This is a genomic window from Actinoplanes sp. 13, from assembly GCF_056134165.1.
Genome location: NZ_JBVYOQ010000003.1, coordinates 357,736 through 376,122, shown reverse-complemented (window position 1 = coordinate 376,122; position 18,387 = coordinate 357,736). Strand labels below are relative to the sequence as shown.

The window sequence follows — 18,387 nt, the reverse complement described above, 5'->3', positions numbered from 1 at the left end:
CCCACGCAGCCGTTCCTCGGCCCGCCCGATTATGGTCAGCCCGGCTACGGTCCGCCTCCGTATGGTCCGCCGGGATACGGCCGGCCCGGGTTCCCGATGCCGCCGGCGCCGCCGGCCAGATCGCGGACCGTGGCGATCACCCTGCTCTCGGTGGCGATCGCGCTGGTCGTCCTCGTCGGCGGCGGCGTCGTGTTCTACCTGGTCGGTGAGACCTTCCGGGGCGGGACCGGCGGCGTCGCACAGGGGGAGAGCCCGAGTCCCGGTCCGAGCGAAGCGGCGCCGGAGGGCGAGATCAGCATCAGCGAGCCCGACACGCTGAACGGCCAGCCCAAGATCGAGGCCGAGGAGCTGTCCTCGCTCACCACGGACCTGGCGAAGGAGCTGGAGGGCTACCCGGGCGCGGCGAACGCGTTCGGGGCCGTCTACGGCTCCCTCGCCGACAAGAAGATGACCGCCGCGCTCGCCGCCGAGGTCGACATCGACGACCCGCAGCGGATGCTCGACACGGTGTTCCAGTCGTTCAGCGGGGAGAACCAGCTCACCGGGGTCTCGCCTGCCAGCACCGGCTCGCTCGGCGGGGTGGCGCAGTGCGGCACCACCGTCGTCGGCAAGGAGGACGTGGCGATCTGCGGCTGGGCCGACGAGGGCAGCGTCGGCATGTTCCTGTACTTCTACGAGACCGCGGTGGACGTCAAGGGCGACTTCCCGGACATGCGCGCGGAGATCGAGACGAAGAGCTGACCGGGCGTCAACGGGCCGGCAGGTGACTGCCGTGCACCGTCAGGCGTTCCACGGTGGACGCCCCTTCGAGGAACCCCGTGGCTGTGATGCGTGCGACCGTCTCCCGGTACGCCGGTGAGACTTCGAGGGCGTCCGCCGCCGCCTCGTCCTGCCAGAGCGTGACGACCGTGCACCGGTTGCCGTCGCGGCCGAAGAGCAGCCCCTGAAAGCCGGGTTGCGCGGCGAACATCGGCAGTGACTGCTCGGCGGCGAAGCGCTCGTACTCCGCGATACGGCCCTGGACTACCTGCGTGCGCCAGATTCGCATGATCATGGATCGGATTCTGCCGGGGCCGCCGCTACCCGCCGCAATCCGGGTGCGTGCGCCGACCGGATTCCTGTTGACTGCGGCGATGGATCGTCAACGGCTCAGCAGCATCGCGCACTCGCATCACCCGATCGCGGCCCCGATCTTCGAGGTCAACCTCAACCGGATCCTGCGCCGGGCGGCGCGCGGCCCGGCCGCCCGCATCCTCGACCTCGGCTGCGGGGAGGGCGCCTGGGCGCTGCACGCCCTCGCCCACCACCCCGACGGGCATGCGGACGGCGTCGACGTCAGCCCGTACGCCCTCGAACGCGCTGCTGCCGCCGCTGCCGAACGTGGCCTCGCCGACCGGCTCACGCTGCACGAGCGGGACGCCCGGGCGTACGTGCCGGACGGCGATCACGACCTGGTCCTGTGCGTCGGGTCGACGCACGCGCTGGGCGGTTTCGGGCAGACACTGGAGTTAGCCGGCCGACATGTGACCGTTGACGGCATCCTGATCGTCGGGGAGGGGTTCTGGCAGATGCCGCCGGCGCCCGAGGCGCTCGCGGCGCTCGATGCGAAACCTGAGGACCACACCGACCTGCCTGGCCTGGTCGACGCCGCGCGGCTGGCCGGGTGGACGCCGGTGTACGCGCATGTCAGCGACACCGCCGAGTGGGACGACTACGAATGGTCGTGGACCGGTTCGCTCACCGAGTGGGCGCTGGACAATCCCGGACACCCGGATGCGGCCGAGGCGCTCGCCGTCGCTCACCAGCACCGTGCTCAGTGGCTGCGCGGGTACCGCGGCGTCCTGGGCTTCGTGACACTCGTCCTGCGCCGCATCTGAGCGTTCGCCACCATCGACTTCAGGGGGTACGACCTTGCGGTACACGTGGGTGTCCTCGGGCGGTGGACCGCTGCTCGTCGCACCGCAGTCGGCACTGTCGCTGTGGTCCGGCGCCGGCGACGACTACGACCGGGCCTGCGCGATCGACGGATACCTCGGTCTCGTCGCTCTGGGCGACCAGCACGCGCTCGTGCTGGGTGACGAGCCGGCAACGACGACGTACCTGCCCCCGGAACGGCTTTTCGTCCGCTGGGTGGCCGCCGATCGGGAGGACGACCTGGTGAACGCCGCGCGCCGGGCAGTGAGCGCCGGCCTCGAGTGGGACACCGACGAGGATGTCCGCTGGGTCACGGACGGACCGGTCGTGATGTTCGACGCCGCCTGGCCCGGCACGGAGCTGGAGCGCGACAACCACCTGACGGCCGCTCTGCCGGCGGGCACCTACCGCGTCCGGGCAACCACCCACACCGACGGTGACAACTGGATGATCCTCGTCCAGCTGCAGCCCACGCGGTCCATCGAACGTTCGGCCCGGTCTCCGGTTACCGTCTCGCCATGACCTTCTCGATCGTTGCCCGCTCCGCCGACGGCGTCGCCCTGGGCGTCGCCGTGGCCAGCAAGTTCCTCGGTGTCGGTGCGGCCGTCCCGGCTGCTCTGGCCGGCGTCGGAGCGGTCGCGACCCAGTCGTACGCGAATCTTGCCTATCGCCCGCAGGCGTTGTCGTTGCTCGGCACCGGGGTGACCGCGACCGGCACGGTGCGGGCGCTGACCGCCGCTGACGCCGGCCCGGTCACGCACCGGCAGGTCGGTGTGGTGGGCGTGGCGGGTCCCGGCGCCACCTTCACCGGCGACCGGTGTCACCCGTGGGCGGGCGGTGCGGCCGGCGACGGCTACGCGATCCAGGGCAACATGCTGGCCGGGCCGCGGGTGGTCGCCGACATGGAGGCCGTGTGGCTGGCCGGCGCGGATCAGCCGCGGTTGCCGTACCGGCTGCTCAGCGCGCTGCGCGCCGGCGACCTGGCGGGCGGCGACCGGCGCGGCCGGCAGAGTGCCGCCCTGCTCGTCGTGGCGAAGGGCATGGGTTACGGCGGCACCAGCGACGTCGTCGCCGACCTGCGGGTCGACGACCACCCGGACCCGGTGGCCGAGCTGGCCCGCCTGCTGGAGCTGCACTCGCTCTATTTCGAGCGCCCCGACCCGGCCACGCTGATCCCGCTCACCGGCGCGACGGCGGACGAGGTGCGCGCCAGGCTCGCGAAGGCCGGTCATGCCGGCCCCGACCTGGACGAGGCGCTGGCGAGCTGGGCCGGCATCGAGAACCTGGAGGAGCGGATCGTGCCGGGGTCGATCGACCCCCTGGTGCTGGCCCAGTTGCGCTCGGGAGGCACCACTGCCTGAGGCCGGGATCGACGGCCGCCGACAGGTGATCGCCGCGTGCGTCACCCCGCGGAGCGGCGCCTGCGTTCCCGGAACGAGGCCACCCGGCTGCGGTTCTGGCAGGTGAGCGAGCAGAACCGGCGATGCCCGGCGGGCGAGGCGTCGACGTAGACGTCGGCGCAGTGCCGGTCATGGCAGACGCCGAGCCGGTCCGGGTGGGCGGCGAGGTGGCCACGGAGGGCGAGAGCCGCCGAGGCGAGCAGCGCGTCCCGCGCCCGGGGCACCGACCACGACGCAGCCGGTCCGTCCGCCGTGACGGTCAGCCCGGGCCGAACCCCGGCGGCGGCGAGCATCGCCGTCACAGCCGCCGCGCGCCCGGCCGGATCACCGTCCGCGAAGACCGCGTGCACGCGGTCGGCGACCTGGGCCCGCTCGGGGTCGGCGCCGGGCCTGTCCCGATGTCCTACCTCGACCGGCCGGCTGCCCCAGTCGTTGACGAGCGCCACCAGCTCGGTGATCTCCATGGGTCGTACGGGCGTCTGCACCCCGCCATCGTAACGCGATGAACGAAGTAATGGCGTTGCATGCTGACGGCGAGAGCCGTAACGTCAAAACGGCATTCATCACGTTACGGAGGTGCCGTTGTGCGCACGACCGAACAGATCCCCACCGCCACCGCCCGCGACTGGGCCGGCCTCATCGTGCTGGTGTTGCCCTGTCTGCTGGTCTCGATGGACAGCCACGTCCTCAACCTCGCCACCCCGGCGATCACGGCCGACCTGCACCCCAGCGGCGCCCAGCTGTTGTGGATCGTCGACGGCTACGTGTTCCTGGTGGCCGGTGCCCTGCTGGCGATGGGCGCGCTCGGTGACCGCATCGGCCGGCGCCGCCTTCTGCTCCTCGGGGCGACGGTGTTCTCCGCGGCTGCGACGGCCGCCGCGTTCGCCCGGTCGCCCGGCGAGCTGATCGGCGCCCGCCTGCTGATGGGTCTGGCCGGAGCGGCGCTGATGCCGTCCACCCTCGCCCTGATCCGGACCATGTTCGCCGACCGCCGTCAGCGTGCCACAGCGATCGGTGTGTGGACCGCGAGCTTCTCCCTGGGCGGACTGATCGGCCCGGTCGCCGGTGGCGCCCTGCTCGCCCATTTCTGGTGGGGCGCCGTCTTCCTGCCCGCCGTGCCCGTGACCGTTCTGTTGCTCACGCTCGGCCCCCGGCTGTTGCCGGAGTCCCGGCCCGGCGAGGCGGCACGGTTCGACACCCTGGGCGCGGCGCAGAGCTTGGTCGCCCTGCTGAGCATGGTCTACGCGGTCAAACGTGCGGCCGAGAACGGCGGCACGGTCGAGGTCCTCGCGGCGTTCCTGCTGGGTGCGGCGACAGCAACCGCGTTCGTACGACGACAGCGCCGCACCGCCCAGCCGATGATCAACCCGGCGCCGTTCCGTGCCGCGGGCGTCCGGATCGCCCTCGCGGCCAATACGTGGACGTTCTTCACCCTCTACGCCACTCAGGTCGCGGTCGCGCAATACCTGCAATGGAGTCTCGGCCTGTCGGCGTTGCAGGCCGGACTCTGGACGCTGCCGTCCGTGTTCGCCTACCTGGCCGCCTCGGCGCTGAGCCCGATCGTCGTCCGCCGCCTCCCGGCCGCCGCGATCATCGTCACCGGCCTGTCCCTCATCGCGGCCGGCTGCGCCCTGCTGACCCTGGTCGCCGTCACCGGACCGGCGGCGCCCGCCGATCTGGCGCTCGTCGTCGCCGGTGGGTCACTCTTCTCGGTGGGCCTGGGCCCGGTGTACGCGGTCGCCACCGAGATGATCGTCAGCAGCGGCCGTGACCGGCAGGCGGCGTCGGCCGCGGCGGTCGCGGAGACCGGCGCGGAACTGGGCGGCGCGCTCGGCATCGCGCTGCTGGGTTCGCTCAGCATCGCGGTCTACCGGCATCGGATGAGCGATGTGCCCGGCCTGCCGCCCGACATGGTCGCCGAGGCCGGCCGCACGACTGGCGACGCCGCAGCTCTGGCGGCGACGTTGCCCGGCGCGCAGGGCGCGGAACTGCTGGCGTACGCCCGAACGGCGTTCGAGACCGCCTTCGGCACGCTCAGCGGCGTGGCCACCGTCATCATGGTGGCGATGGCGGCTCTGGCCTGGGTCGGCTTGCGCACCCCCGCCCGTCGAGGATGATGCCGCAGTCGTCACGTGCGGTGGGCGCGGAGGTGGTCGTGCGGGGCGCGTGCCGTCTCGCCGGCGGCGGCATCTCACGTCCGGAAGCGGTCAGCACGGCACGCCGGGCAGTCCGGTCGAACAGCCGTTCCCCGAACCGCTGTTGCGCCGGCGGCGATCCGCCGGCCGGCCACGGGCTGGGGCACGCCGGCGGCCGCCGCGCCGAGCGTGAAGCCGGCCCGCTCACCGACGTGGACGAAGGCCCGGCATGCTCCGATCAGGTCGACGGCCTCATGCGGTGCCAAGAATGCATGGATCTTGTCGGTTGTGTCTTTGACTGCATGGATCACGGTCCGCATGCTCGGGGACATGACTCGCCCTGCCCTCGGAGCACTTCCGCTGGTCCTCGTCAGCGCGCTGCTGACCGGGTGCGGCGTGACCGCGGCCGACCCGTCACCCGCACCGTCCGCCCCCGCTGCCGCGTCGGCCGCCGCGCAGCCGGCCGCCGCAGAGTCGGCCACGGCGCAGCCTGCCGCCGGCCTGCGCGAGTTCGGGGAGCTCGAACGCCGGTTCGCCGCCCGTCTCGGCGTCTACGCGATCGACACGGGCACCGGTCGCACGGTCACCCACCGCGCGGACGAGCGGTTCGCGCACGCCTCGACGTTCAAAGCCCTGCTGGCCGCGGTGCTGCTCGATCGCCTGTCCGACGGCGGCCTGCGCCGGGTCGTCCGATACACCGAGAAGGACCTGCTGGAGTACGCGCCGGTCACGTCCCGCCACGTGGCCTCGGGCATGTCGGTCGACGCCCTCATCGCCGCCGCCGTGCAGTACAGCGACAACACGGCCGCCAACCTGCTTCTCGACGAGGTCGGCGGCCCGCGGGGACTGCAACGGGAACTGCGCAGGATGAAGGACAGCACCACGGACATCAGCCGGGACGAACCGGCACTCAACGAGGCCACCCCGGGCGACAGGCGGGACACGAGTACGCCGCGGGCGCTCGGCACCGACCTGCGGGAGTTCGTGCTCGGCGACGCCCTGCCCGAACCCCGGCGGCAGAAGCTGACCGAGCTTCTGCGCGGCAACACGACCGGTGACCCGTACATCCGGGCCGGTGTTCCTTCCGGATGGAAGGTCGGGGACAAGACCGGCAGCGGGGGCTACGGCACCCGCAACGACATCGCCGTCGTCTGGCCGCGCACCGGCAGCCCACTGGTCATCGCGATCCAGTCGGACCGCGGGGTGCCGGACGCCTCCTCGGGCGACGCGTTGATCGCCGAGGCGACGAAGGCCGTCATCACGGCGTTGCGCCGATGAGGGCACAGTGGCCCGGCCGGCTCAGCGGATCCCCGGGGTGCCGGATGCCATCCCGGGGGTGCCGCGAAGCTCAGCGGTAGAAGTCGGCCGGGTCGCCGGCCAGGGACGCCTTCACGTGCGCGCTCCACTCGTCGGCGACCACCTCGACGCGGTCCTGCTCCAGCCCGTCCAGCCCGGCCCGTACGAGCACCGCCGGGTCGCCCTTGGGCCCGTCGTAATCGCTGAGGTCGGTGTCCGCCGCTCCCAGGTGCAGGGCGGTGACCAGTATCTTCTGCTCCGCGAGCTCCAGCCGTACGCCGTTGGTCAGGTTCCACTCGGCGGCCTTGGCGACGCCGTAGGCGGTGTGCCCCGGATAGTTGAACCACGACATCGCGGAGAGCACGTTGAGGATCGCGCCACCGGCCAGTTGCGGCGCGAAGGCCCGGATCATCGCCAGCGTGCCCCAGAAATGGGTGTCGAGTTCCAGCCGGATCCGGTCCAGGTCGCCGGTGACGAGGCCGGTCGTGGTGTCCACGCCGGCGTTGTTGACCAGCAGCGTGACGTCCGGCGCGGCGGCCACCGCGGCCGCGACCGACGCCGGGTCGGTGATGTCCAGCGCCAGCACGGTGGCGCCCGGAAGGTCCACCAGCTCCGGCCGGCGGGCGGTGGCGTACACCTTGGCGCCCCGGGCGAGAAGTTGTTCGGCGAAGTGCTTGCCGAGGCCACGGTTCGCGCCCGTGACCAGGGCGACTGCTCCAGAGATCTGCATGCCGGCCAGGCTAGGACCTGACGTCGGTGTGAGAGGCAAGCCGGGAGAGCGCCGTCACACGGCGATCACCGCGGACAGCACGGCACCGAAGACCAGGAACGGCATCGCCTGGGCCAGCACCGACACGAACCCGGGGGTCCACGTCTGCAGGCGGGGGTCCGGGATCAGGCCGGTGAGCGGATCGCGGAGGACCACCAGCGGGCCGGCTCATTTGTTGATGTATTCAGTTCTCGGTGCCGGAGCGCCGGTGCTTACCGCCGGGCTGTTCGGGGCATGGTGACGACCATGACCGCACCGTCCACTCCCGTCCGCGGCGACGATCCCCAGGCCCCGGAGCAGACCCTGCTGATCCTCGGCGCCAGTGGTGACCTGACCGCGCGGCTGCTGCTGCCCGGGCTCGGCGCGCTGGTGGCCGCCGGCGGCGTGCCCCGGCTGACGCTCCTGGGCGCCGGCACGGACGATTGGGACGACCAGCGGTGGCGTGACCGGGTGCGCGACTCGTTCGGCGGCGCCGAAGCGTCGTCCGGCCTCGTCGAGCACACCCGCTATCTGCGCGCCGACGTGACGCTGGAGGACGATCTGCGGCGGTTGCTGGCAGCCTGCCGGGGACGGGTGGCGATTTTCTTCGCGCTGCCGCCGGCCGTCACCGCCAAGGCGTGCGCGGCCCTGCACCGCATCGGGTTGGCGCCGGAGACGCGCCTGGTACTCGAGAAGCCGTTCGGCACCGACGCCGCGACCGCCCGCGCGTTGAACGAACTGCTGGTCCGCCTCGTCCCGGAGGACCAGATCCACCGGGTCGACCATTTCCTCGGCAAGTCGACCGTGCTGAACGTGCTGGGGCTGCGCTTCGCCAACCGGATCTTCGAGCCGCTGCTGAGCAACGCCCACGTCGCGAGCGTCGACATCGTGTTCGACGAGGACCTCGCCCTGGAGGGCCGCGCCGGCTACTACGACCGTGCCGGCGCGCTGGTCGACATGGTCCAGAGCCACCTGTTGCAGGTGCTGGCCCTGCTGACGATGGACGCACCGCCCACCGTCGACGCCCGCGAGCTGCGCGACCGCCAGGCGCAGGTGTTGCGCGCCACCCGGCTGTGGGGCGACGACCCGGTGGCCGCCGGCCGCCGCGCGCGGTACACCGCCGGGCGGATCGGCGGGCGGGAGCTGCCGTCGTACGCCGATGAGCCGGGTGTGGACGCCGCCCGGCAGACCGAGACGCTGGCCGAGATCGTGGTGGCCGTCGACACGTGGCGGTGGGCCGGTGTGCCGTTCCGGTTGCGCTCGGGCAAGGCGGTGGCACGGCGGCGCAAGGAAGCGGTGGTCACGTTCCGGGAGCCGCCCCGGGTGCCCGGCGGATTGACCGGTTGTGAGCAGCCGGACCGGTTGCGGATCGGGTTCGGCCCGGACCGGCTGGCGCTGGACATGAACATCAACGGCCCGGGGGACCCGTTCGGCATCGACCCGGTGACTCTGGAGTCGGAGTTCGGCCCCGGCGAGCTGCCACCGTACGGCGAGGTGCTGCGCGGCGTGTTCGACAGTGACCCGACCCTGTCCGTGCGCGGCGACGTCGCGGAGGACTGCTGGCGCGTCGTCGAGCCGGTGCTGGCGGCGTGGCGTTCCGGAAAGGTGCCGCTGCAGGAGTACCCCGCCGGCAGTGACGGCCCGGCCGACTCCCTTCTGACGCCCTGAGATCACCGCTGTGACAGGCGGCACGTCGATCAACAGTGCGCACCTGTGCCCTCCGGCTCGATGCTCCAATACGCCTGCGGGCGGATGGCCGATCGGAGAAGGCGGAGCGTGGCATGCAACGACGGGCGCTGCTGGGCCGGGAGACGGAGCGCCGCGCACTCACCGCCCTGGTCGAGCAGGCCGCCGCCGGGTCGGGCGGCGCGATGGTCGTCCGCGGCGCTCCCGGGATCGGCAAGTCGGCGCTGGTCGCCGAGGCGGCGGCGCGAGCCGCGCGCGGCGGCACCCGGGTCATCACGGCGGTCGGGGTGGAGTCCGAGGAGGACGTGCCCTGCGCCGGCCTGCACCAGTTGGTCCACCAGCTGCGGGACGGGATCGACGACCTTCCCGGGCCGCAGGGTGCCGCGCTGCGCGCCGCCGTCGGGCTCGTCGACGAGGCCGTGCCGGACCTCTACCTCGTCGGCCTGGCCGCGCTGACCCTGCTGTCCGACGCGGCGGTCAAGGCACCGCTGCTGGTCGTCGTCGAGGACGCCCACTGGATGGACCGGGCCAGCCTCGACGTGCTCGGGTTCGTCGCGCGGCGGATCGAGTCCGACCCTCTGGTGCTGGTCGCCGTCACCCGGGGCACGGACGAGCGGCTCGGCAGCACCGGCCTGCCGGAGCTGCACCTGGAAGCGCTGACGGACGAGGTGTCGGGGGAGTTGCTCGACGCGGTGGCCCCCGGCCTGGGGCCGCGGGTGCGGCGGCGGCTGCTGGAGGAGGCGGCCGGGAACCCGCTGGCACTGACCGAGCTGCCCGTCGCGTTGCAGTCGGTCGGTGGGGCGTACGCGCTCACGCCCGGTCCGCTGCCGCTGACCGAGCGGCTGGAACGTACCTTCACCGCCCGGGTCTCCCGTCTCCCGGCCGACACCCGGGCGGTTCTGCTCCTCGCGGCCCTCAACGGTGACGGGACGATGGACGAGTGCCTCGCCGCAGCCGGCCGGATGCTCGGGACGCCGGTCGGCGTCGCCGCCCTGGGCCCGGCGGTCGGCGCGGGCCTGCTGGAGCCCTGGGGAATGGTTTTCCGGCATCCCCTCGTCCGCTCGGCGATGCACCACGCCGCGACCGCTGCCGAACGCCAAGCCGCGCACGCCGCTCTCGCCGCCGAACTTCAGGGGCAGCCGGACCGGCAGGCGTGGCACCGCGCCGCCGCCACCGCCGGCTTCGACGAGCAGGCGGCGCGCGACCTGGACTCGACCGCCGGCCGGGCCCTTCGGCGCGGTGGTGTCGCCGCGGCGCTGGCCGCTCTCCGGCGGGCGGCGGAGCTGACCGAAGACCCGTCCACGCGCGCCGACCGGCTGCTCCGCGCGGCCGAGCTGGCGCTGGAGTCGGGTCAGAGTGACATCGTGGACCACCTGCTGGCGCAGGCACGCTCCCTGGAGCTGTCGATCCGAGACCGGGGCCGTGCAGCCTGGGTGGGCATCGCTCTGGTCGAAGGTTCCGCGCAGGGCGAGGGGACCGCGACCGCCGAGCTGGCCGAGCTCGCCGTCGGGATCACCGCGTCCGGCGATCCCGCGCTGGGGCTGCGCATGCTGTGGGGCGCGGTCCTGCACTGCTTCTGGGGAGAGCCGGGCCCGGCCGCCCGCCGGCGGGTCGCCGCCGCCGCCGACGAGATGCCCGTCCCCGCGGACAACGCCGGCCTGGTGGCCCTGCGGGCGTACTGCGCGCCGGTCGAACGGGGGCGCGCCGTCCTGGAGTCGCTGGCCGGTCAGCTGGACCGCTCGTCCGAGGACCCGGAGGGGGACCAGCTGCTGGGCGGCGCCGCGGTGACGGTGGGTGCGCCCGCCCTGGCGGGCCGGCTGGCGGCCAGGTCGCTGGGCGCCCTGCGGGCGCAGGGCCGGCTGTCGATGATGGCCCGCGCCCTCTGCGTGCAGGCGGGAAGCGCCGCCCGGCTCGGTGACGTGCGCGCCGGCTCCCTCGCCGCCGAAGAGGCCGCCGAGCTGGCCCGGGAGACCGGTCAGCCGCTCGTGCACGCGATGGTGCACGCCATCCGCGCGCAGCTGGCCGCCGTCTGCGGCGACCCGCGGGCGGAGGAGTGGGCAGCCGAGGCGGAGCGGGTGGCCCTCCCCGGCGGCGCGCGCCCGGCGCTGGCCATCGTGCAGACGGCCCGCGGGCAGGCGGGGCTCTGCCAGGGCCGCTACAGCGAGGCGTACGGGCATCTGCGTCGAGTCTTCGACCCGGCCGATCCCGCCTTCCATCCCTGGCTGCGCTTCTACGCGGTGGCCGAGCTGGTCGAGGCCGCCGTGCGCAGCGAGGCCGCGGAGGCGGTGCGCGACATCCTGGCGGAGCTGGACCCGCTCGAGGAGTCGACTCCGTCCCCCGCCCTGCTCTGCGGGCTGCGCCTCGCCCGCGCCCTGCTGAGCCCGCCGGACGTCGCCGAGCCGCTCTACCGGGCGGCCCTGGACGCCGTCCCGGTGGACTGGCCGTTCGAGCGCGCACGGGTGCACCTCGCGCTCGGCGAGTGGCTGCGGCGTCAGCGGCGGCCCGCCGAGTCCCGCGTCGTCCTGCAGGCGGCGCGCGAGGTCTTCGACGCCCTCGGCGCGCGGGCGTGGTCGGAACGGGCCCGGCAGGAGCTGCGTGCCGCGGGCGCGTCGTCCCCTCGTCAGGACCCGGCCGTGGTCGACCGGCTGACCTCGACCGAGTTGCACGTGGCGCAGCTCGCCGCGCGGGGGCTGACGAACCGGGAGATCGGCGAGCGGCTGTACGTCTCGCCCAGGACGGTGAGCACCCACCTCCAGCGGATGTTCCCCAAGCTGGGCGTGACGTCCCGCGGCGAGCTCGCCGCGGTGCTGCGCGACACGACGACGTACGCCGAAGACGTCACCTGACGGACGCGGTGGATCCGAGCGCCTCCCTAGGTTGTGTCATGCCCGGTCCGCACACGGCGGACGGGCGGGAAGGCACATCATGGGGACCATCACCGTCGGCACCGAGGGCTCGACCGGCATCCAGCTGTACTACGAGGACCACGGCTCCGGACAGCCGGTCGTCCTGATCCACGGCTACCCGCTGGACGGGCAGTCGTGGGAGAAGCAGACCGACGCGCTGGTCAAGGCCGGCTACCGGGTCATCACCTACGACCGCCGGGGCTTCGGCCGGTCGAGCAAGACCATGACGGGGTACGACTACGACACGTTCGCCGCCGACCTGAACACCGTGCTGACGCAGCTGGACCTGCGTGACGTCGTCCTCGTCGGCTTCTCGATGGGCTCCGGCGAGGTCGCCCGTTACCTGGGCACCTACGGCTCGCAGCGGGTGGCGAAGGCCGCCTTCCTCGGCGCGCTCCAGCCGTTCCTGCTGCAGACCGAGGACAACCCCACCGGGGTGCCGCAGTCGGTCTTCGACGGCATCGCCGCGCAGGCCGAGGCCGACCGCTACGCCTGGTACGAGAACTTCTTCGTCGACTTCTTCAACACCGACGAGACGCTCGGGTCCCGTCTCAGCGAGGCCGCGCTGCGGGCGAACTGGGTCACCGCCATCGGCTCGGCCCCCATCGCGGCGTACGCGTGTGTCCCGGCGTGGCTGACGGACTTCCGGGCCGACGTGGAGCGCATCGATGTGCCGTCGCTGATCCTGCACGGCACCGCCGACCGGATCCTGCCGATCGACGCCACCGCCCGCGAGTTCCGCCGCCGCCTGCCGAACGCGCGCTACGTCGAGATCGACGGCGCTCCGCACGGCCTGCTGCTCACCCATGCGGCCGAGGTCAACGCCGCCCTGATCGCCTTCCTCGCCGGCTGAGAGCAGACATGCACACGCACAAGCACCGCATCACCGCCGCCTTGGCCGCGCTCGTCGCGGTCGCCGGGTTCGCCCTGCTCGGCACGCCCGACGCCCGGGCCGCCCATCCGGCCGGGCGCAAGCCCACCATCGTCCTCGTCCACGGGGCCTTCGCCGACGGCTCCAGCTGGGCCCCCGTCATCGAACGACTCCAGCGGCGCGGCTTCACCGCCGTCGCCGTGGCCAACCCCCTGCGCGGTGTCCGCGCCGACGCCCATGCCCTCGACGCGCGTCTCGCCGGCATCGCCGGGCCCGTGGTGCTGGTCGGCCACTCCTACGGCGGCGCCGTCATCACCAACGTGACGGCACGATCGCCGAAGGTGAAGGCGCTGGTGTACGTCGCCGCCTTCGCCCCCGCCGCAGGAGAGGCCGCGGCACAGCTCGCCGCGAAATACCCCGGTGGCACGCTGGGCGAGACGCTGGAGGCGGTCCCGCTGCCGGACGGCTCGACGGACCTCTACATCAAGCCCGAGCTTTTCCGGCAGCAGTTCGCCGCTGACGTCCCGGCGCGACAAGCCGCGCTCATGGCGAGCACCCAGCGCCCGATCCGGGAGGCCGCGCTGGGAGAAGCGTCCGGTACACCCGCCTGGGCGAGCATTCCGTCATGGTTCCTGCTGGCCGGCGCCGACAAGAACATCCCCGTGCGGGCGCAGAAGTTCATGGCCGACCGGGCCGGCTCACGCGCCACCGTGACCGTCGGCGGCGCCTCGCACGCCGTGGCGGTCTCGCGTCCGGGCGCCGTCGCCGACCTCGTCGTCCGCGCCGCGAACTGACCCGTGCCCTCGGCCGCCGTGCGTACATCCGCACGGGGCCGGGGCCCGGTGCGCGTCGTCGTCCCGGCGGACGGCATGTCGACGCGCGCCGGCCACTTCTCACCCGGCCCTCACGGCGTGCGCGGCCCCCACGGGCCGGCATCCCACCGGGGCGGGTTCGGCCTCGATCTCCCGGCCGATCAGCTCGCTCAGGCGGGGGATGAACACCGGCGCAACCGCCGTGGTGCGGGGGCGCGCCGTGGCCGTGCTGATTCCGGATGGCCTCCGGCACCAGTTCCACCAGACGTGGTCGAGCTCGGTCACCGGCCCGGCGGCCAGTGCCGCGACCGCGCCGTCCACCGCGCCCCGGGTGGTGTGCCGGCTTGCCGGGACGAGGGCGGCGTCGGGGCCGGTGGCCCGGTGCAGCGCGGCGGCGATCAGGTCCGGTAGACAGTGGCGGGCGCGGCGGCGAAGGCCCGCTGCGAGCGCGCTGACTCGTACACCTGCTTCGGGGTCGGATTCCGGCGCTTCGGCGAAGCGGTGGCTGGCCGGGTGGGAGCCACCGAGGTCGGTGGTGGCCAGAATGCGGACGGCGGTGGCGGCCAGGGCCGCCGGCAGCCAGGCCATGTCTCGAGGCTGGCCCGCCATGGTCGCGTAACGGGTCTCACCACCAGTAGTTGTCCTGCGCGGTGTAGTGCTCCTCCAGCGCGGCGGACTCGGCCTCGGTGAGCTTGAGGTCCAGGGCGGCGACCGCGTCCGGCAGGTGGTGCGGCTTGGTCGCGCCCACGATCGGGCAGGAGACCACCGGTTTGGAAAGCACCCAGGCGAGGGCGACCTGTGCCATCGGGACGCCGCGGGCCTCGGCGATCCGCTGGACGGCGCCGACCACCGGTTCGTCGGCGTCCCGGTCGAACGCCTTCGCCACGGCGTCGGAGGAGGACCGGGTGGTCTGCTCACCCCAGGGCCGGGCGGCACGGCCCTTCGCCAGCGGCGAGTACGGCGTCAGCCCGACGCCCTGATCGAGGCACATCGGGATCATGTCCCGTTCCTCCTCGCGTTTGAGCACGTTGTACTGGTCCTGCATCGCCGAGAACGCCGTCCAGCCGTGCAGCTGCGCGGCGTGCTGCATCTTGGCGAACTGCCACGCCCACATCGACGAGGCGCCGAGATAGCGGACCTTGCCCGCCCGCACCAGGTCGTGGAGCGCTGCCATGGTCTCCTCGACCGGGGTCTCGGGGTCGAAGCGGTGCACGTAGTAGACGTCGATGTGGTCGGTGCCGAGTCGCCGCAGCGACGCGTCGGCCTGTTCCAGGACGGCTTTGCGGGACAGCCCGCCGCCGCCGGGGCCGTCGTGCATCCGGCCGCTCACCTTCGTGGCGAGCACGATGTCCTCCCTCCGGGAGAACCGGTTGACCGCCCGGCCGACGAACTCCTCGGAGGTGCCGCCCTGGTAGACGTTCGCGGTGTCCCAGAAGGTGACGCCCAGCTCGACGGCCTGCCGGAAGAAGGTGGCCGCGGCATCCTCGTCGAGAGTCCACCGGTGCAGGCCCGTGGTGGGGCTGCCGTAGCTCATGCATCCCAGTCCGATGCGGCTCACCCGCAAGCCCGTACGACCCAGCCGTGTGTGGTCCATGGAGTGCCTCTCTTCGGTGGGCGGCGATCCTCAGGTGCGGGGGAGCCGGGTCTGAAAGCCGTCGAGCATCGCTTCCAGGCCCGCTTCGTACCACTGCTGGTAGTAGCCCGCCGCAGCCGGTGTCTCGTCAATGCCGGGCGGCGTGCCGACCTGTGCCAGGGCGTGCCCGAGCGTGTAGACGATCACCGACTGGATCACGGTCAGTGCCTCCTCGCGCCCGACTCCGGCGCTCTCGCACCGGTGCAGCACGGGCTCGATCAGCGCGAGCCCGGTGTCGAGGGTGACCGGGTGCGTGGCGAGCAGCGGAACGACCCGGGGGTGGCGCAACAGCACGGCCCGGTACTGCTCGGCGAAGCCCTGCACGGCCTGGCGCCAGGACCAGCGCGGGTCCGTCCGGGTGACCGCCTGTCCGGCCAGGTGGTCGACCACGGCGGAGAGCACGGCGTCGCGGTTGGCCAGGTGCCGGTAGAGCGACATCGCGGTCACGCCGAGCCGGGTCGCCAGGCGGCGCATGGTCAGCGCCTCCAGACCCTCGGCGTCGATCACGGCGATCGCCGCCGTGACGATGTCCTGCTGATTCACCTGGGCCGGGCGGCCGCCGCGGCGACGTGCCGGCGTGGCCTGCCCGGTCATGCCCCGAGCATGACAGCCAGGGTGGTGGCGACCATCGCGAGGGTTCCCACCCCGACGACCATGTGCTGGACGTCGATGACCACCGCCCTGCCGGCGGTCGGAAGGATCTTCCAGGTGCGCCGGTACTCACGGTCGTAGACCTCGCGCTGTGCCGCGGTGCCGAAGCCGAAGTACGGCAGCCACCAGCTCCAGAGGTGGCCGGCGAGGCAGAGTGCGCACAGGGCCAGCCCGACGGCCAGCGACCAGGTCTGCTGCAGCGCCACGGCGGCGGCGATCAGCAGAGGCACGGGATAGTTCGCCGCCGCGGCGATGCGCCGTTGCCGGACGTTGTCCGGCCGCAGGTCGTTGAGCGGGAACATCGGCACCCAGTCGATCAGCACGAGCCAGCCGAGCCAGAACAAGGGAACGAGTGTCGCGATGGTGACCATGCCGCCTCCAGTATGTCTACGTTGTATGTTTACAACGTAGACAAACCTTGCAAGGCCTTACCCCGTTGGAGGGCCCGCTGCCACTTGTCCCAGCGCGGTGCGTGGCACGGCAGATCGCAGGGCCGGCGCGGCCGTTTGAACGTGCACGGACGGCCGGCGCGCGCCTTGCAGTGCGGGCAGGTGAAGTCCTCGTAGGGTGACTTGCTCGTGGTGGTGCCGGGCACTGCGCCTCCTGGTCGCGGGGAAGCGCATATGCCCGAAAGGCGGCGGACGAACCGGCGCGGCGACGTCCCGGCCCCGCAGGGTCGCGTCAGCGGGCCGGTCGAGGGTCGTACGGCAGCCGGATGACGAAGGTGGTCCCGTCGCCGGCGGTGTCCGCCAGGCTGATGGTGCCGCCGTGCCGTTCGACGATGGTACGGGTGATCACGAGGCCGAGGCCGGTGCCCGGGATGCGGCGCTCGACGGCGGTGGAGGCACGGTAGAAGCGGCGGAACAGGTGCGGGCGCTCCGCCGCGGGGATGCCGATGCCGGTGTCCGCCACCGTCCAGACGAGTTCGCCGCCGGCCGGGTGGACCGCGACGGTGATGGTGCCGCCCGGCGGGGTGTACTTGATGGCGTTGGACAGCAGGTTGTCGGCGACCTGGCGGAGCCGGTGCGGGTCGGCGTGCACCGTGACCAGGTCCGGCATCTCCACCAGGACGGCCTGTTTCCGCTCCTCGGCGGCGGCCGTGTTCGCCTGGACCGCTTCCCGGATGATCGCGGCCAGATCGACGTCGGCCGGCGCCAGGGCGAGGTGCCCGGACTCCAGGCGGGCCAGATCGAGCAGATCCTCGGCCATGACGGCGAGGCGCTGCGCGTTGCGGTTGATGATGTGCAGGTGTTCGCGCTGTTCGTCGACCGTTAACGTCTCCAGGTCGGCGTCGAGGATGCTGGTGACGCCGGTGATCACCGCCAGCGGGTTGCGAAGCTCGTGGGTGACGAGGGCGAGGAACTCGTCCTTGGTCCGGGCGAGTTCGACGGTGAGTTCCTCGGCGCGGCGGCGTTCCAGGTACTGGCCGATCTGGGCGGCGATGCCGGTCAGCAGGACGGTCAGGGAGTCCTCGGGGTCCTCGATCCGGTCGCCGTAGACGCACAGGGCGCCGAGGAGGTGCCCGGCGGTCCTGATCGGCACGCCGACCGCGACGTGCAGGCCGATGTGGGCGGCGGCGCGGCTGCGGAACGACACGTTGTCGGCGGCCAGGTCCGGGATCCACACCGCCCGGGCCTGCTGGTAGACCCGGCCGGGCAGGCCGACACCGGGTTCCAGTTCGTCGACGGCGAAGGCGCCCAGTTCCAGGCCGGGGGCGTGATGCCGGGCGACGCAGGACACCAGCTGCCGGTGCTCGTCGGCCAGCCAGAGTTCGGTGACCGGCCAGCCCAGATGCGCGCCGAGGGCTTCGGCGACCCGGCGTGCGGCGGTGGTGCTGGTGTCGGCCTCGATCATGCCGCGGGACACGGCTGCCTCGACCGTGGCGAACCGGCGGAGACGGTGCGCGGCGGTGACGTCCTGGGCGAAGGCGTGGAACACCCGCCGGCCGGCGCTCTCGGTGGCGGCGAGGGTCATCTCGACGGGGAACTCGTGGCCGTCACGGTGGGCCGCGTGCAGTTGCAGCCGCTGGCCCAGCAGTCGTCCGGGACCGCCGGCGGCCAGCCGTGCGAGCCCGGTCCAGTGGCCCCCGCGCAACCGCAACGGGATGATCAGCTCGGCGATGTCGGTGCCGCACGCCTCGTCACCTGTGTAGCCGAAGATCTCCTCGGCGGCGGCGTTCCAGGCCACCACGTGACCCGCGGCGTCGATGGCCATGTACGCGTGCAGCGCGACCGCCAGCACCTGCTGGGCGTCCAGGCGCACCTGCGGGTCGCAGGTGACGCGGTTCCGGATGGCGTCCACCGCGTCCTCCCGCGTCCTCGGCCGGCCCGGCGAC

The 18,387-nt window shown here is 73.0% G+C and carries 19 protein-coding genes and 1 pseudogene; 10 read left to right on the top strand and 10 right to left on the bottom strand.

From position 1 onward, the window contains the following. Nucleotides 1–129 precede the first annotated feature (129 nt). On the top strand, nucleotides 130–741 hold the full coding sequence (locus AC0NH5_RS09490; protein ID WP_474402022.1) for a hypothetical protein: 612 nt from the start codon (nucleotides 130–132) through the stop codon (nucleotides 739–741). Nucleotides 742–748: 7 nt separating this feature from the next. Here AC0NH5_RS09490 and AC0NH5_RS09485 read toward each other — a convergent pair whose 3' ends face one another. Beyond that, nucleotides 749–1,054 (bottom strand): antibiotic biosynthesis monooxygenase family protein, encoded by a 306-nt coding sequence (locus tag AC0NH5_RS09485; RefSeq protein WP_474402020.1) that lies wholly within the window; start codon nucleotides 1,052–1,054, stop codon nucleotides 749–751. A 79-nt stretch (nucleotides 1,055–1,133) separates the two neighbouring features. On the opposite strand from AC0NH5_RS09485, the gene AC0NH5_RS09480 reads away from it, so the two are divergent. The 3 genes from AC0NH5_RS09480 to AC0NH5_RS09470 are packed head-to-tail and all read left to right on the top strand — an operon-like array spanning nucleotide 1,134 to nucleotide 3,275. Next, nucleotides 1,134–1,877, top strand: a complete 744-nt coding sequence (locus AC0NH5_RS09480) for an SAM-dependent methyltransferase (protein ID WP_474402018.1) — start codon at nucleotides 1,134–1,136, stop codon at nucleotides 1,875–1,877. A gap of 34 nt (nucleotides 1,878–1,911) precedes the next feature. Beyond that, on the top strand, nucleotides 1,912–2,436 hold the full coding sequence (locus AC0NH5_RS09475; RefSeq protein ID WP_474402016.1) for an Imm21 family immunity protein: 525 nt from the start codon (nucleotides 1,912–1,914) through the stop codon (nucleotides 2,434–2,436). Beyond that, the gene (locus tag AC0NH5_RS09470) at nucleotides 2,433–3,275 is read left to right on the top strand and encodes a DUF1028 domain-containing protein (protein WP_474402014.1); all 843 of its coding nucleotides are present in this window, start codon (nucleotides 2,433–2,435) and stop codon (nucleotides 3,273–3,275) included. The genes AC0NH5_RS09475 and AC0NH5_RS09470 overlap by 4 nt, the downstream gene beginning before the upstream one ends. A 41-nt stretch (nucleotides 3,276–3,316) precedes the next feature. Here AC0NH5_RS09470 and AC0NH5_RS09465 read toward each other — a convergent pair whose 3' ends face one another. Continuing rightward, the gene (locus tag AC0NH5_RS09465; protein ID WP_474402012.1) at nucleotides 3,317–3,799 is read right to left on the bottom strand and encodes a CGNR zinc finger domain-containing protein; all 483 of its coding nucleotides are present in this window, start codon (nucleotides 3,797–3,799) and stop codon (nucleotides 3,317–3,319) included. A 99-nt stretch (nucleotides 3,800–3,898) separates the two neighbouring features. On the opposite strand from AC0NH5_RS09465, the gene AC0NH5_RS09460 reads away from it, so the two are divergent. After that, nucleotides 3,899–5,431 carry an MFS transporter gene (locus tag AC0NH5_RS09460; protein WP_474402010.1) on the top strand — a complete coding sequence of 511 codons (1,533 nt, stop codon included), beginning with the start codon at nucleotides 3,899–3,901 and terminating at the stop codon, nucleotides 5,429–5,431. A gap of 74 nt (nucleotides 5,432–5,505) precedes the next feature. Here AC0NH5_RS09460 and AC0NH5_RS09455 read toward each other — a convergent pair whose 3' ends face one another. After that, nucleotides 5,506–5,760 (bottom strand): hypothetical protein, encoded by a 255-nt coding sequence (locus tag AC0NH5_RS09455; protein ID WP_474402393.1) that lies wholly within the window; start codon nucleotides 5,758–5,760, stop codon nucleotides 5,506–5,508. A 7-nt stretch (nucleotides 5,761–5,767) separates the two neighbouring features. Here AC0NH5_RS09455 and bla point away from each other — a divergent pair, with 7 nt between their 5' ends. Next, nucleotides 5,768–6,727, top strand: a complete 960-nt coding sequence (gene bla / locus AC0NH5_RS09450; RefSeq protein ID WP_474402385.1) for a class A beta-lactamase — start codon at nucleotides 5,768–5,770, stop codon at nucleotides 6,725–6,727. A 70-nt stretch (nucleotides 6,728–6,797) separates the two neighbouring features. Here the strand turns inward: bla and AC0NH5_RS09445 are convergent, their stop codons facing one another. Both AC0NH5_RS09445 and AC0NH5_RS09440 read right to left on the bottom strand, forming a co-directional pair. After that, the gene (locus AC0NH5_RS09445) at nucleotides 6,798–7,475 is read right to left on the bottom strand and encodes an SDR family oxidoreductase (protein WP_474402009.1); all 678 of its coding nucleotides are present in this window, start codon (nucleotides 7,473–7,475) and stop codon (nucleotides 6,798–6,800) included. Nucleotides 7,476–7,532: 57 nt separating this feature from the next. Further along, a pseudogene (locus AC0NH5_RS09440) lies at nucleotides 7,533–7,673 on the bottom strand (permease); the annotation flags it as partial. A gap of 87 nt (nucleotides 7,674–7,760) precedes the next feature. On the opposite strand from AC0NH5_RS09440, the gene AC0NH5_RS09435 reads away from it, so the two are divergent. The 4 genes from AC0NH5_RS09435 (at nucleotide 7,761) to AC0NH5_RS09420 (ending at nucleotide 13,750) form a co-directional block, all read left to right on the top strand. Beyond that, nucleotides 7,761–9,161 carry a glucose-6-phosphate dehydrogenase gene (locus AC0NH5_RS09435; protein WP_474402007.1) on the top strand — a complete coding sequence of 467 codons (1,401 nt, stop codon included), beginning with the start codon at nucleotides 7,761–7,763 and terminating at the stop codon, nucleotides 9,159–9,161. 113 nt (nucleotides 9,162–9,274) lie between these two features. Continuing rightward, the gene (locus tag AC0NH5_RS09430; RefSeq protein WP_474402005.1) at nucleotides 9,275–12,025 is read left to right on the top strand and encodes an ATP-binding protein; all 2,751 of its coding nucleotides are present in this window, start codon (nucleotides 9,275–9,277) and stop codon (nucleotides 12,023–12,025) included. Between the two features lie 79 nt (nucleotides 12,026–12,104). Beyond that, nucleotides 12,105–12,938, top strand: coding sequence for an alpha/beta fold hydrolase (locus tag AC0NH5_RS09425; RefSeq protein WP_474402003.1), 834 nt, complete (start codon nucleotides 12,105–12,107; stop codon nucleotides 12,936–12,938). Nucleotides 12,939–12,946: 8 nt separating this feature from the next. Continuing rightward, nucleotides 12,947–13,750, top strand: coding sequence for an alpha/beta fold hydrolase (locus AC0NH5_RS09420; protein ID WP_474402001.1), 804 nt, complete (start codon nucleotides 12,947–12,949; stop codon nucleotides 13,748–13,750). A 99-nt stretch (nucleotides 13,751–13,849) separates the two neighbouring features. On the opposite strand, the gene AC0NH5_RS09415 is transcribed toward AC0NH5_RS09420, so the two are convergent. The 5 genes from AC0NH5_RS09415 to AC0NH5_RS09395 form a co-directional block, all read right to left on the bottom strand. Beyond that, nucleotides 13,850–14,356 (bottom strand): hypothetical protein, encoded by a 507-nt coding sequence (locus AC0NH5_RS09415; protein ID WP_474401999.1) that lies wholly within the window; start codon nucleotides 14,354–14,356, stop codon nucleotides 13,850–13,852. A gap of 37 nt (nucleotides 14,357–14,393) precedes the next feature. Beyond that, nucleotides 14,394–15,362 carry an aldo/keto reductase gene (locus AC0NH5_RS09410; protein WP_474401998.1) on the bottom strand — a complete coding sequence of 323 codons (969 nt, stop codon included), beginning with the start codon at nucleotides 15,360–15,362 and terminating at the stop codon, nucleotides 14,394–14,396. A gap of 30 nt (nucleotides 15,363–15,392) precedes the next feature. Then, nucleotides 15,393–15,995, bottom strand: coding sequence for a TetR/AcrR family transcriptional regulator (locus AC0NH5_RS09405; RefSeq protein WP_474401996.1), 603 nt, complete (start codon nucleotides 15,993–15,995; stop codon nucleotides 15,393–15,395). Next, nucleotides 15,992–16,423: a hypothetical protein gene (locus tag AC0NH5_RS09400; RefSeq protein WP_474401994.1), complete on the bottom strand. Its 432-nt coding sequence runs from the start codon at nucleotides 16,421–16,423 to the stop codon at nucleotides 15,992–15,994. The genes AC0NH5_RS09405 and AC0NH5_RS09400 overlap by 4 nt, the downstream gene beginning before the upstream one ends. Before the next feature lie 310 nt (nucleotides 16,424–16,733). Next, nucleotides 16,734–18,353 (bottom strand): sensor histidine kinase, encoded by a 1,620-nt coding sequence (locus AC0NH5_RS09395; protein ID WP_474401991.1) that lies wholly within the window; start codon nucleotides 18,351–18,353, stop codon nucleotides 16,734–16,736. Nucleotides 18,354–18,387 lie beyond the last annotated feature (34 nt).